This window comes from Mesorhizobium sp. B2-2-4 (assembly GCF_006442375.1).
Lineage (GTDB): Bacteria > Pseudomonadota > Alphaproteobacteria > Rhizobiales > Rhizobiaceae > Mesorhizobium.
Map to the genome: position 1 here is coordinate 1 of NZ_VFWB01000002.1, position 13,082 is coordinate 13,082.

The 13,082-nt window shown below is 60.8% G+C and carries 11 protein-coding genes; 3 read left to right on the forward strand and 8 right to left on the reverse strand.

Going from position 1 to position 13,082, the window contains the following annotated elements:
* On the reverse strand, positions 1 to 2,213 hold a 2,213-nt coding region (locus FJ959_RS05095), incomplete at its 3' end, for a DUF5801 repeats-in-toxin domain-containing protein (RefSeq protein WP_210239497.1).
* Between the two features lie 323 nt (positions 2,214 to 2,536).
* Here FJ959_RS05095 and FJ959_RS05100 point away from each other — a divergent pair.
* Positions 2,537 to 3,505: a transglutaminase-like cysteine peptidase gene (locus FJ959_RS05100; RefSeq protein ID WP_140628857.1), complete on the forward strand. Its 969-nt coding sequence runs from the start codon at positions 2,537 to 2,539 to the stop codon at positions 3,503 to 3,505.
* 128 nt (positions 3,506 to 3,633) lie between these two features.
* Here the strand turns inward: FJ959_RS05100 and FJ959_RS05105 are convergent, their stop codons facing one another.
* The 7 genes from FJ959_RS05105 to FJ959_RS05135 form a co-directional block, all read right to left on the reverse strand.
* Positions 3,634 to 4,269, reverse strand: a complete 636-nt coding sequence (locus FJ959_RS05105) for a ribbon-helix-helix domain-containing protein (RefSeq protein ID WP_140515174.1) — start codon at positions 4,267 to 4,269, stop codon at positions 3,634 to 3,636.
* Entirely contained in the window at positions 4,259 to 5,548 is a 1,290-nt protein-coding gene (locus tag FJ959_RS05110) for an HlyD family type I secretion periplasmic adaptor subunit (RefSeq protein ID WP_140497322.1), read from the reverse strand. Before FJ959_RS05110 ends, FJ959_RS05105 begins: the two co-directional genes overlap by 11 nt.
* A 45-nt stretch (positions 5,549 to 5,593) precedes the next feature.
* Positions 5,594 to 7,726, reverse strand: a complete 2,133-nt coding sequence (locus tag FJ959_RS05115; RefSeq protein WP_140564444.1) for a type I secretion system permease/ATPase — start codon at positions 7,724 to 7,726, stop codon at positions 5,594 to 5,596.
* Between the two features lie 40 nt (positions 7,727 to 7,766).
* Positions 7,767 to 9,215 carry a TolC family protein gene (locus FJ959_RS05120; RefSeq protein WP_140515176.1) on the reverse strand — a complete coding sequence of 483 codons (1,449 nt, stop codon included), beginning with the start codon at positions 9,213 to 9,215 and terminating at the stop codon, positions 7,767 to 7,769.
* A gap of 378 nt (positions 9,216 to 9,593) precedes the next feature.
* Positions 9,594 to 10,007 carry an MAPEG family protein gene (locus tag FJ959_RS05125; RefSeq protein ID WP_140515177.1) on the reverse strand — a complete coding sequence of 138 codons (414 nt, stop codon included), beginning with the start codon at positions 10,005 to 10,007 and terminating at the stop codon, positions 9,594 to 9,596.
* A gap of 75 nt (positions 10,008 to 10,082) precedes the next feature.
* Positions 10,083 to 10,571: an SRPBCC family protein gene (locus FJ959_RS05130; RefSeq protein ID WP_140515178.1), complete on the reverse strand. Its 489-nt coding sequence runs from the start codon at positions 10,569 to 10,571 to the stop codon at positions 10,083 to 10,085.
* Entirely contained in the window at positions 10,568 to 10,885 is a 318-nt protein-coding gene (locus FJ959_RS05135) for a metalloregulator ArsR/SmtB family transcription factor (RefSeq protein ID WP_210239498.1), read from the reverse strand. The genes FJ959_RS05130 and FJ959_RS05135 overlap by 4 nt, the downstream gene beginning before the upstream one ends.
* A gap of 261 nt (positions 10,886 to 11,146) precedes the next feature.
* Between FJ959_RS05135 and FJ959_RS05140 the strand changes: the two genes are divergently transcribed.
* Together FJ959_RS05140 and FJ959_RS05145 are read left to right on the forward strand one after the other, a co-directional pair.
* Positions 11,147 to 12,037: a D-amino-acid transaminase gene (locus FJ959_RS05140; protein ID WP_140498074.1), complete on the forward strand. Its 891-nt coding sequence runs from the start codon at positions 11,147 to 11,149 to the stop codon at positions 12,035 to 12,037.
* A 16-nt stretch (positions 12,038 to 12,053) separates the two neighbouring features.
* Positions 12,054 to 13,082 (forward strand): P1 family peptidase, encoded by a 1,029-nt coding sequence (locus FJ959_RS05145; RefSeq protein WP_140515179.1) that lies wholly within the window; start codon positions 12,054 to 12,056, stop codon positions 13,080 to 13,082.

A 13,082-nucleotide genomic window follows, 5' to 3' on the forward strand; every position in this document is an offset into this window, starting at 1 on the left:
GTGGTCGCCGTCTCGTCAAGCGCTACCGTAACGCCGGTGGCGGCGACAGCCGTCACCTTCGGCCCGTCGTCGTCGAAACTGATCTGGCCCGAGACGTCGGCGCTGGCGCTGGCGGAGTCGCCATCGCTATCCGTGATCGTGACCTTCACGGCCAGCGAGCCGGCGGTGAGTGCAACCGTGTCGTCGGGATTACCGGTGTCGGAATGGTGGAGCGACAGATATTGCTCGACGGTCACCTTGCCGGTGGCCGGATCGATCGACAGCGCGAACGCGGCCTCGCCCTTGAACGCGCCGCCCTGCACGACTCCGACAACCGCTCCGTTCGCAAGCGTCTGCAAGGTGATCGTTGAGCCGTCGGTGACGGTCAGGCCGGAAACGGCGTTCGTGACGCTCAGCTGATAGACGGTGGCGGTGCTTGCCGCCGGGCCGTCGCCGCCGAACAGCGCCGTCACATTGACCAGGGCGCCGTTGCTGGTGCCGGAGGTGATCGCCCCGGTACCGCCGATATCGGGATCATCGCCCTTGACGATGGTTCCTGTGTTGATCGCAGCCGCCATGCTCAAGGCCTGCGTTTCGTCGAGTGAGACCACGGCGCCGGCGTCGGCGACGACTGTTACCAAAGGTCCATCGTCGTGGAACTGGATCGCGCCGCCGATCTGGGCACCGCCGAATGCGCTGTCGCCATCGAAGTCGGTGACGGTCACCGAGGCTGTGATCTTGCCCGAGAGGGTCAGCACGTCGTCATGGGCAGCAGCGCTCGATCCATCGACAGTGTGCTCCAGCGGAGCGTATTGGGTGACCGTAAGCGTGCCATTGCCGTTGATGACGATGGTAAAGGCGGTGTGGGTGCCGCCGTTCTGATAAGTGCCGGTGACCGTCGTCGCATTGGTCTGCAGCAGCGTGATCGCAAAATCGCCAATGGCCGTCTTCAGGCCCGAATCGAGCGATGCGACATTGCCGGTCAGGCCCAGCGCATAGGCGATGCCGCCGCCGGCGGCGGCGCCGTCGGCACCGAAATTGGATGCAACGGAAATAATCGGGTTGGCGCTCGTCACATCGATCGGAAAGCCGGCCGGCGAACCGGCATTGGTTTCATCGAGCACCGCGGAACTGGCTGCCGTGTTGCCCACCGTCAGGGCAGGGCTGTCGTCCTCGACGATCACGGTCATGTTGGCCGTTGCCGAGCCGCCGAACGGATCCTGCACGGTAACCGGGACGACGATGGAGAGGTCATCCTCGAAACCGGCCAGCGGGTGGTCGAGGGGACCGAGCAGGGCGATCTGGAAGGTTCCCGTGCTCGCATCCGTGATGGTGACGCTGATCACGACGTCCGATCCGACCCTGCCGACGAGATGCGTCGAATCGACCAGTTCCCACACGACGTCGGTGCCGTGCGAGGTAAGCGTCGTGGCAGGCACTCCGAGGCCGTAGGTCAGCGGATCGCCATTGGGATCCGTAGCGCCGAAGCTGCCGTTGATCACCGAAAGATTCGATTCGTCGAAGGGTGAGCCGGGATCGCCGTCCGGGTTTGCGCCGGAAAGCCCTTCTTCCGACACGCGGACGGTGAGATCGCCAAATTCCGGGTTCGCATTGGGAAGGAACAGTTCCCGCCTCTCGGCCTGCCCGAACTGCAGATCGGTCGGCGGCAAGAGCGCCGAAAGATCAAATCCATCGCCGATGCCGCCAGGAGGAATTTCAAAATTTCCACCGGCGCTCGAGGTCGAACCTCCAGGGCCAGCCGACATCGAACCATCGGCGCCGAAGGCGACATCCACATGGCTCGCCTCGAGCGCGGCGATCAAGGCGACGCGCGGCACCTCGACATCGCCAAGGACGAAGGTCGGCACGTTGAGCGCGCCGTCCTTGATCACGATGACCGAGCCGTCGGCCTGTTCGAGCACGAGATTGTGGCCGTCAACCTTGATGTTGTCGATCGAGACGTTCGCCGGAAGCTTCACGACGTTGCCGGCGTCGGCGACGTATTCGTGCGGCGCGGCTGCCGCCTGGGCCTTCGCCTCCGCGGGTGCTTCCGCCGGCGCGCCACTGCCCACATCGACCGGCACTGGTTCGGCCGCTGCCGGCGCGGCCTGTTGCGTCGAAGCCGCCTGTGCGACCTGGAACTCTGCCGGCGAGGTCTGGTCGTGACGTTCACTGGCCATGGAATGCTCGTCCCACGAACCCGAAACGGCGTCCAATTCGTTATTGATGGTCATTGCTTGTACCCCTCCGGCATTTCCCCGAAAGAGACAGCGGCAACCATTACTTTGCAACCGTCCGTCAATCTACTTTATATACCATTATATGCCTACAATGGCATTTTTTACGCGTGGTAAACTGGGAGCATATATTCTGTTATATAAGTCGATATGTGCCGGTGCGGATGAGGCCTCGCCCCCGGTTGCATGGTAAATAGAAGTATAAATTCAAATAAAATTTTACGAAAAATAGGGGAAACAAGTTTCGTCGCCATTATCTACCTTCATTGCCAATAATTTGAGACAAGATCGATACCGTCCACAGTCAAAAGGTGGGCGTTATGAAAAAAGAAAAAACCGCGCCGGGAACAGCCGGCCTCAAGCTACTCTTGCTGACGATCAGCCTCGCAGGCCTGCCGCAGCCATCGCTCGCGAGCGTCCATTTAGAGGACACCGCTTCGGTCGGCGGGCTTGTTGAAGACGTGCGGATGCCGCCCAGCCTGGGCGGCGTTTCCCTGGAAAGATTCCAGCCTTGGCGATCGGCGGTAGGATACCAGCCCGACCTGGTTTCCATGAGTTACACGATCGACGATGCCCAAGCGGGCGTTGCGCCGGCGCCTGCGAATGTCGGAATTGATCCCATCAAGACGGCAACGATTATCCCCGGCGTGTTCGGCTCGGTCGCGTTGTCCATGCATAACTTTCCCGTCGCCGCGCGGTGGGCACCGGTCTACCAGGCAATTGTCGGCTGCTCGGCGGGCAGTGCCTGCGAGCAGAAGAGCGCGGCTTTTGCCAGGCTGATCTCGTCGGCACAGGGCAAAGGGTTCAGCGAGAAACTGTCATTCGTCAACAGCGGCATCAATCACCTGATCGCCTACAGGAAGGACAGCGTCATCTATGGCAAGCTCGATTACTGGGCAAAGCCCACCGAGGTGCTCGATAAGCGCGCCGGCGACTGCGAGGATTTCGTCATACTGAAGATGACGGCGCTGCTGAGGGCCGGCATCCCCGCGCAAAGCATGGCGTTGGTTGTTCTCCAGGATCGCAGGCGGGGATTCTTCCATGCGGTCCTGTCGGTAAGCACGGCAAGTGGCGTGTTCATTCTCGACAGCCTCAACAACACCGTGCTGCGCGACAGCGATCTCCCCGATTATGTGCCGCTTTATTCCTTCAGCACGGACCGAGCCTGGATCCATGGTTCGAGATCGGGCAGCGCGCAGGTCGCGGAGATCAAGGGCGGTTTTGCAGGCGTCGCGCCCGGCGAGGGATTGCAGCCCGACACGGCTTCTGGAGCGCTTGCCCGTCGGTGAGCAACCGCGGTTCGCCGGCTTTTATGGAAAACGCCGAACCGCTCTATCTCTTTGTTTTGCGCAATTCCCAAGGGAAAGCGCTACACGCTTTTCCCGGGAAGCGTTTCGCACTTTTCCTGGAACTGCTGCTAGCCGCTGACGAATGCCATCAGCAGGTCCTGCCCGACCAGCGGTGCTCGCACGGCATTCAATTGGCCGCGATATCGGCGTTCGCCGGCGCCGATGACGAACCCGCTGGCGACCGGAATCTCGCCATTGGCATCCAGCCGCGCGAAGATGTCCGCCACGTTGAGATCGAGCGCCAGCCTGAGATCCTGACGCCCGTCATCGCTCGGCGCCGTCGGCAATTGGCGCTTTACCAATTGTTGGAACGGAGCGTTGAAGGTCAGGATCTTTTTCGACGATGAAAGGGCGAAGGCGGGCGAGGGGCAGGCGACCAGTATCGCGGTGATCGTCCTGATCGACGCAAGCCTCTTCAACGTCAGGTTTTCTTCCGTCAAGTCACGAATGCAGGCAACCCTGATCGCCGACGTCAGATTGCCGGCCGGAGGCTGGCTCTCGGCGATCTCATCGACAAGCATGCCGATCGTGCATTTGCGGCTTTCCGCCATCTGCCTGAGCGACGTCCAGAACGTCCGCTCCAGGCGGATGCCGCGGCGGATGCCGCGGCGCGCGACAACCCGGAACTCCATGCCGAGGTCTTCCGTGGCCATCGGCACGAGCAACCGCTCGAGAACAGCGGGAGGCGTGGCGCTATCGTTCACTCATCGCCTCCTCTCGTGCCTTGTTGATGGGTTTCAGCAGGTAGGTCAGGATCGTCTTGCGGCCGGTCTTGATGTCGACGGAGCAGATCATGCCCGGGATGATGGAATAGGTCTTGCCATCCCGCGTCAGCGTCGACCTGTCGGTCGCGACGCGCACCTGATAATAGGGCTCGCCTGTCTTCTGGTCGACGAGACTGTCGGCGGTGATGTTCGAGACCTTGCCTTCGATGCCGCCGAAGATCGAGAAATCATAGGCGGTGACCTTGATCAGCGCCTCCTGGTCCGGCCGGATGAAGGCAACGTCGCGGGGCGAAACCCGCGCTTCGACCAGCAAGGTCTCCGAAGTCGGAACGATGCCGGCGACCACCGCGCCGGGCTGCACGAAGGCGCCAACCGTATTGATGTCAAGCGTGTTGACGATACCGTCGACTGGAGAACGGATGTCGGTGCGGGCCACCTTGTCGGTCGCGCCGCGAATGGTTTCATCGACCACCGAGAGGTCAGCCAGCGCCTGCGTGAGGTCGCTCAGCGCCTCCTGTTGCAGCTGCAGGCCGAGCTCGTCGACCTGAAGCTGGGCCTCGGTGATAGCCGATTTGGCTTTCTTGGTGGTTTCTCCAGCAAGCGTCAGCTGCCCATTGAGCTCGGTCTGCTCGCGTTCGACCCGGAGTTGCTCGGTTCGCGCCATCAGGCCTTTCTTGACCATGGCTTCGACCAGCTTTGCCTCCTGGTCGCTGACGACCAGATTCTTCGTGAGGCGATCGGAATTGGCGGTCGCCTCGTCCAATTCCTTCTCGCGCTGATCGAGGCGCGACTTGAGAACCGACAGCTTGACTTCGAAGTTGTCGCGGCGGGCGACGAGCAGCTTCTGCTCGTTGTCGCAGATTTCCGGGGCGACCTTCTGGATTTCGGCTGGACATGGAAATTCGCCTTGCAGATCGCCGCTCTGCTCGAACTTCAGCCGTGCAATGCGGGTCTGTAATGCCCGTGCCTTGGCCTGTTGCTCGCCAAGGCTGGAGGTGTTGAACGTATTGTCGAGGCGGATGATGAGGTCGTTCTTCTTCACGACCTGCCCGATCTTGACGGCAATTTCCTGGACGACGCCCGGCTCGCTGGCCTGGATGATCTGCGTTTTGGAAGCAGGTATGACCTTGCCGTCGCCGCGTGCGATTTCATCCACCTCGGCAAAGGACGCCCAAGCAACGGAAGACACGAAGAGTGCACCTATGATAAATATGGACGCCGACGCAAAGAGCGGCGGCCGGTCTTCTCTTGCAAGCATTTCCCACGGCCCCAACGCATTGAATACTTTGATAGTTTTCGTTCTTCAGGTGCTTTTTTTCTGCAGCGCCTGTATCACTTGGTCCTTTGGTCCATCGGCAACGATCCTGCCTTGCTCGATGACGATAAGCCGGTCGGCAAGTTCGAGCATGCTGAAGCGGTGCGTCGAGACGATCAGCGTGGTGTTTCGATCGAAAGCCACTTTGAGCTGCTTGATCAGTTGACGCTCGGAAGCCAGATCCATCGAGCCGGACGGCTCGTCCAGGAAGACGACTTTCGGTTTCGTCAGCAACAGCCGGGCGATCGCCATCGTCTGTCTCTGGCCGCCCGAGAGATTGGTGCCGCGCTCGCCGACATTCATGTCATAGCCACGCGGGTGGCGGGAGACGAAATCGTCGACGCCGGCGGCCTTGGCCGCTTCGACGATCTGCTCATCGGTCGCCTCCGGACAGGCCATCAAAAGATTTTCCTTGATGGTGCCTGAAAACAGATCGTTCGCCTGCGCGACGATGCCGACGGCGGCGCGAACCTCGGAGGGGTGGTATTGACGGATGTCGATGCCGTCCAGCAGCAGTTCGCCGGAACTCGGCAAGAAAAGCCTGCCGATCAGCCGCCCCATCGTCGTCTTTCCCGATCCTATGCGGCCGATGATGCCGATCCGCTCCCCCGGCTTCACGGAGAAATTCAGGCCGGTCAGGACTTCGTTCTCGGAGCCGGGATAGGTAAAGCCGACGTTCCGGAACACCATGGCGCCGTTGCGGATGGGCCGGTTGACGAAGCCCACAGTGTCCGGACGATCCTCCGGCTGAGCCATGATCGAATTCACCATCCGCAAAGAGAGCATGGCCTGGCGCAATCTGGACAAGGTGATGGCGATCTGCCCGAGCGGGGCCACAGCCCGGCTGGCCAGCATGACGGTGCCGATGATGGCTCCGGTGGAGACATGTCCTTCGGAGAAGGCGTAGGCGCCGGCCACCACCAGCGCGACGGTGACCAGCTGCTGGATGGCCTGCGTTATATTGCCGGCGGCGGCCGAAAGCTGCTTGATCTTCTCGGAGGTGTTGGAGGCGTTTTTGGAATGCTCTCCCCATTTTCGCAACAGGTAGGCTTCGGCGCGCAGCGACTTGATCGTCTCCAGCGTGGAAATGGATTCGACCAGCAGCGCCTGGCGCTGCGAGGCCTCGTTCATGGAGGCCGCCACACGCTTGCCGATGCGCCGCTGCGTGACCAGTCCGACGATCACCGACGCGACGAAGGCCAGCGCGGGTATCATGACCAGCCAGCCGCCTATCGCATAGATGACGAGGAGAAAAACAAACACGAAAGCCGTGTCGATGAACACGCTGATGGTGTTGGACGTGAAGAATTCGCGCACGAATTCATATTGGGTCACGCGATTTGCGTATTCGCCCGTCGAGCCCGGCCGTGCCGCCAGAGACGAGTTCAGCACCTTCTCGAACAGCATGTATGAAATGCGCAGATCCGCCTTGCGCCCGGCATAGTCGATGAGCGATGCCCGGGAGGTCTTTAGCAGCAGGTCGAACAGGATGACCGCGCCGATGCCGATGGCCAGCACCCAGAGCGTCGATATCGCTTTGTTCGGCAGGATCCTGTCGTACACGTTCATGGTGAAGATCGGCGAGGCGATGGCGAGCAGATTGATGAACACCGCCGACAGGACAACCTTCGAATAGGTGCGCCAGAACGGCCCCATCGTTCCCGTCAGCCAATGTCGCCGCTCGATTTTCGGCGCCGAGCCGACGCTCATGGCCTCCGTCGCGTTGGCGTAGGTGATCGAGAAGGACGCACCGCCGCTGATATAGCTGTTGGCCAGTTCCGACCGGCTGATCGTGGTGCGCCCGTCCTCCTGGGGAGCGGTGAAATATTCGCCGGCTTCACCATCGGCCAGCAGCGCGACCGGCAGCTGGCTGACGCGAAAGACGATCGCGGGGAGGTCGATGCGCCCCCGAACAAAGTCGCGATGGCTGAACTCGGTTATTTCAAGGCCGACGCGCTCGGCAAGATGCCGGATCGCGTCGATGTCGATGCGCGTTTCCGCCAGCGGCACGCCGGCAAAGAGCACGGTTTCGGCGCTGGGGCGGCCGAGATATGCGGCGACGGCCGAAAAGCAGGCCTTGAAAGCCTCTTTCGGTGACAGAATGTTGGGTTGCTGGTTCACGATCCGCCCGCGGGGACTCTCGATCGATCCTTAGGCCCGCCTATTTTTTCCTGACCGGTGCCAGAATATCGAACGGCACGTCGTTTTTCTGTTCCGAGGGCGTGCGCGCATAGGTTTCGGTGTCGGCCGTTTCCGGCGCGGCGAACTCGGTCCGCGCGTATGCCGTAGCCTGTTTTGGCGGGTGGACGTCCATCGTTTTCAGCAACTGCCCGGTCGCCGCCAGAAGCCGATATTGCGCGAAAAGGGATGCGTAGGACGCGGTGTCGGCCAGTGTCGCGGTGTTGAATCGCGTGTTCTGCGCATCGAGCACGTCGAGCAACGAGCGCTGACCGACCTTAAACTGTTCGCGATAGGACGCGACCAGCTTTTCGTTGGAGACTGCTTGTAGCTTCAGGGTCTTGGCCAGATCGGCCTGCCGGAAGCGACGATCCCATGACGTGCGAACGGCTTCCTCGATCTCTCGGAGAACCTGGTGCATCGCGAGCCGCTGCTCGCTGGTGCGGCGGATCTGCTCCTGCTCATTGGCCTTGTCGATGCCGCCCCGATAGAGATTCCAGCGCAACACCAGACGTGCCTGCAGATCGGATGCGTCTCCATTGTCGCCGTCAATGTCGTAGCCCGCCCGGGCAGAGCCTTCGGCAATGATCGAAGGGCCGTATTTCGCGCGCGCCGCGTCCACCAGCGAGGCCGCCGCGGCAATATCGCTGTTGGCCATGTGGACGCGCGGGTTGCTCTCGCGCGCAAGGCCCAAGGCATCGTCCAGCGACCTTGGCAGCGTGCCGGACACGTCAGCCGGCCTCGCTGCATTGGTCAGCGGCTTGCCGACAGTCTTGAAAAACCGTATCCGCGCGGCCTCCAGTTCCTCCGACGCTTCCTGCATGCGGGCCTTGGCCGCGAACAGCCGCTCCTCAGCCTGTTGCCGGTCGGCTTCGTTCAACCCGCCGCCGGCAATGCCTTCCTGGATGTCGTGGAGGATTGCTTGATGGAAGCCCAGGTTTTTCTTTGCCTCGGCAACAATCGAAGCCTGGAGCATGTATTCGAGGTAGTCCTGGACAACAGAGAGGCCGATGAATTCCGACCGTTCCAGCACTCGAAACGACGCGCCATCGACGCGGGAGGCCTGGCGGTTCAATTCTGCGCGCCTTGCGCCGCTGTCATAGAGCGTCTGCGAAACGGTCAGGTCGGTTTCTGCCGGATAAAGCGCGTCGTCCTCTATCGAGAGTGCGCGCCGTGACGAATTGTCGAGACGGCGAGCGCCAGCCGACGCCTGCAGGTCGACGCTGGGCAAATAGAGGCCCTTTGCCTGACGCAATTCGAACTCGATCGCTTCGCGATTTTCTATCGCCTGGCCGATCTCCGGATTGGATTCGACCGCTACCGCCACGGCCTCCTTGAGCGTGAGGGCGTTCGCCCCCCCGCAAGTCAGCATCGTAGCCGCCATCAAAAGACCAAGGCGCTTGCCTATGGCCGACATGCCAGTTCTATTCATTTAGCCCACCCGTTTCCCCAACGCCTTCCTCAAGGCGCATAAGCGGGCCAACCCCAGGCCCACCATTGCCGAATTACCCGATATATTCAGAAAATACGTGAGCGAATATTAATTTAGGCGACTCTAAATGGGTTTTCCCAGTCATGAGCAGCGACATGTAGCAAAAATAACACATAACAGCGGGACCGATGGGGGTGGGAGAATGCCGATCGGCTGCAACGAAAAAATGCCTTGGTTGGAGCGGCTAGGGCACTTTTTGAAAAAAACCGCATAATGGTCCCGAAAGTTGCCTGGGCCGAGACGGTGGCGCTGTTGCCGAACGGGGATGCCGGACGCGGACTATAACGGATGTAGCCTCCGATAACTGCCGATAACGCGTCAATGGAGTGCTGCCCATCCAGTCACAAGAATAAGGGCAAGCGTAACCAGCGCTCCCGAAACGTACAGAACCGTCCTGACACTGCCTCCCTTTGCGGCGTTTCCGCCACGTAGGTAGATTCCCAGATGAATCAGGCGTATCGCCAGGTGCAGCCCCACAAGCGTCGCCAATGTGGTCGGTCCAACACCAACCATCATCGCCAGCACCGCGGGCACGACAAAGGGCGCCAGCGCCTCAACCGAGTTCATGTGGACGCGGTCGATCCTGTAGAGCGGGTTGTGGTCGTCCGCCGGGACTACCGGTCCTGAAAGCACCCCTGCAAATCCCTTGGACGAACCGGAATAGACTGCCAACACCACCGACAGCAAACAAAGCGTAAGCACGCCGAGGATGCTTAACCAATAGACTTCCATATTGTCTCTGCTCCTGGAATCTCAGTGGGCGATACGGTGCTTGCGAGTCATACCCCATGAACTGCAACGCGGTTGTCAGGCTGTCCGATGGTTGAACAAGTCGTGGAACCGTTGCAGGTAGAGCGGCCAGCCCTGATCGCTATCAACTGCACCCCTCACGCCTACCCAGCCTTCCCCATGGCGCTCGAAATGCCGGTGCTCGATCTCAACTCGGGTTCTGTTCTCGGTCTCGGCCGTGAACCGGACCTCCCATTCGCTCGTCTTGTTCGGGTCGGTCTCGATCTGCCACCGAGGGCTGATGTCCCAGCTCAGAACCAGCCGGCTGGGCGGATCGTAGGCCAACACACGAGCCCAGCGGCACTCGCTGCCATCCACACCTCGGTCGTAAATGTGCCCTCCGACCCGGGGTTCGAAGATCGTTTCTGCGATCGGAACGGCAAGAAGATTGTGCTCTCGAGGTTTGAATCTCCCGAAATCCTCGGTGAAAACCTTGAAGGCACGCGCAATGGATGCCTCGACAACGACGAAATGCCTTACGGGCGCGAGTGCAGGGTCCTTACTCATGCTTGGTCCTTTTTTGGATACTCGACGGCTAATTTGTAGCCCGCCAGGGTCTTGCTCCAGAACTGGTCGATTTCCGCGCGCAGGCCTGCCAGCCCATCCTGATCGATACGGTATATGCGTTCTTTGCCCGAGCGCGTGTCGGCCACAAGCCCGGCAGCCTTGAGTATCTTCAAGTGCTGAGAGACGGCCGGCCGGGTTACAGGCAGGGCACGAGCAAGTCCGCTGACCGAACAGGGCTGTTCGACCAGCAGTTCGAAGATCGTGCGCCTTGTCGGATCTCCGAGCGCTGTCCAGTAGTTCGCGTTAGTGGCCACTAACGCGAACTTAAATCGATGGCCGCGACCTGTCAATATCGGGAGGTCAACGATGCGTCGTCCAAGCCCCCGTCCGGCTCCGCGGGATTAAAGGAAACCATTCAGCGACCTGCGCCGTCTCGTGGCGTGAATCATGCGGCCGTCGCAGAGAGTGCCCGTTGCGCTTTGACGGTATCGGCATACCGAATTGCATTTTTTGAATTGGTCTTTGCCGACCTGCCTTGGCATTTATCGAGCAGTCAGTTGATGCTGGGATCGAGGATGGCCAAAGTGGCGCAAGTCTATTGCAATCGGCGTTACATGCCCGAAGACGAGGCGCGCATCGGTCTCTTCGATCGGGGGTTCCTCTTTGCAGACGCGGTCTACGAGGTGACCGCCGTGATGGGCGGCAGGCTGATAGACAATGATTTCCATCTCAATCGTCTCCAGCGGTCGCTTGCCGAGATATGTATTCCCATGCCCGTGACGCTGCCTGAGATAGAAGCCATTCAATTGGAACTGATCTCGCTCAACGGATTGGATGAAGGAACGGTCTATCTCCAGATTTCGCGCGGCGAAGCCAAGCGCAATTTCCTGTTTCCCGATGATCTTGAGCCGACCATGGTCGCCTTCACAAGCGCCCGCAAACTCGTAGGAACCAAGGCTCAGGCCGAAGGCGTCGCCGTCGACCTGGCGCCTGATCCGCGCTGGGCGCGGCGCGACATAAAGACTGTCATGCTGCTGGGGCAGGTTCTGGCAAAGCATGCTGCAAGCGAGAAAGGCTTCGATGATGTCTGGTTTGTCGAGGGTGGACAGGTGACCGAGGGCGCATCGGCGACGGCTTTCATCGTTACGCACGACGGCCGTGTCATTACTCGCGCCAATTCTCAAGCCATCCTGCCCGGCTGTACGCGGCGAGCAGTGGCGCGTCTATGTGAAGACCAGGGCATTTTGTTTGAAGAGCGTGCGTTCTCGCCAGAGGAGGCGTTTTCGGCGGCGGAAGCGTTCCTGACCTCCGCCTCCAGCCTGGTCACCCCCGTCATCCGTATTGCCGGCCACAGGATCGGAAACGGCCAACCTGGTCCATTGACACGCCGCCTGCAGGAAATTTACGTCCAGACAGCTTTTGCAGAGATGAACGGGCATGCGGCCGGAAGAGCGGCCCTTGCTTGATGAGTGGGATGTGAAAATGGGCGCGGCACGGCGTTTAGGCCTTTGCATGGGGCGGCTGCCGCCCGGCCCGAACAATGCGATCACGGACGTGCCGGGTGTCCTGGTCGGCCATAAGACGATCATCGCCGACGGACTTGCGACAGGCGTCACCGCCGTCTTGCCCCATGGCGGCGACCTGTTCAGATCCAAGGTCAGGGCGGCGGTCGATATCATCAACGGTTTCGGCAAGTCCGTCGGGCTCATGCAATTGTCCGAACTGTGCACGATCGAAACGCCGATCCTTCTGACCAACACGTTCTCGGTCGCACCATGTGCGGAGGCGCTGATCAAGCGTGCCATTGCCGCCAACCCGGAGATCGGGCGCAAGACCAGCACGGTCAACCCCGTCGTTTGCGAATGCAACGACGGCGGCATCAATGATATTCAGGCAATGGCGGTCACCCGGCATGACGCCGAAGCGGCGCTGGATGCCGCGAGCGCCGGTCCGGTCGAACAGGGCAGCATCGGCGCCGGCACCGGAATGACGTCGTTTGGCTTCAAGGCGGGTATCGGCAGCGCGTCCAGGTCTGTCGAGATCGGGTCTCGCGCCTTCACGCTTGGCGCTCTGGTGTTGTCCAACTTCGGCAGGGCAGGGGATCTTGTCCTCCCGGATGGCCGCAGAGCCGATCCCAAAGGGCTCGGCGAGCCTGAAAGCGGGTCGATCATCATCATTCTCGGCACGGATATTCCTCTTGACGACCGGCAATTGAACCGTGCCGCCAGCCGGGCCGGCGCCGGCATTGCCCGCCTCGGTTCGTATTGGGGACACGGCAGTGGCGATATCGCCATCGCCTTCACGACCGCCGATCCTCTGCCGCACGTCTCGCCTTCACCGTTCATTTCGATTTCGCGTGTCGATGACAGATACATCGACCTCGTTTTCGAAGCGGTTGTGGAAACCACGGTCGAGGCCGTTCTGAACGCCCTGTGCGCCGCGCAAGGCGTGGTTGGACGAAATAGACGCAGGATTCCGGCGTTGACCGACTGGCTGAAGGAGCCCCTTTGA

Coding starts and splice junctions, on each gene's coding strand:
- FJ959_RS05130 (WP_140515178.1), bottom strand. CDS start 10,571: ATGAGTAAGGACCCTGCACTCGCGCCCGTAAGGCATTTCGTCGTTGTC.
- FJ959_RS05140 (WP_140498074.1), top strand. CDS start 11,147: ATGGCCAAAGTGGCGCAAGTCTATTGCAATCGGCGTTACATGCCCGAA.
- FJ959_RS05125 (WP_140515177.1), bottom strand. CDS start 10,007: ATGGAAGTCTATTGGTTAAGCATCCTCGGCGTGCTTACGCTTTGTTTG.
- FJ959_RS05110 (WP_140497322.1), bottom strand. CDS start 5,548: ATGCTTGCAAGAGAAGACCGGCCGCCGCTCTTTGCGTCGGCGTCCATA.
- FJ959_RS05120 (WP_140515176.1), bottom strand. CDS start 9,215: ATGAATAGAACTGGCATGTCGGCCATAGGCAAGCGCCTTGGTCTTTTG.
- FJ959_RS05145 (WP_140515179.1), top strand. CDS start 12,054: ATGGGCGCGGCACGGCGTTTAGGCCTTTGCATGGGGCGGCTGCCGCCC.
- FJ959_RS05100 (WP_140628857.1), top strand. CDS start 2,537: ATGAAAAAAGAAAAAACCGCGCCGGGAACAGCCGGCCTCAAGCTACTC.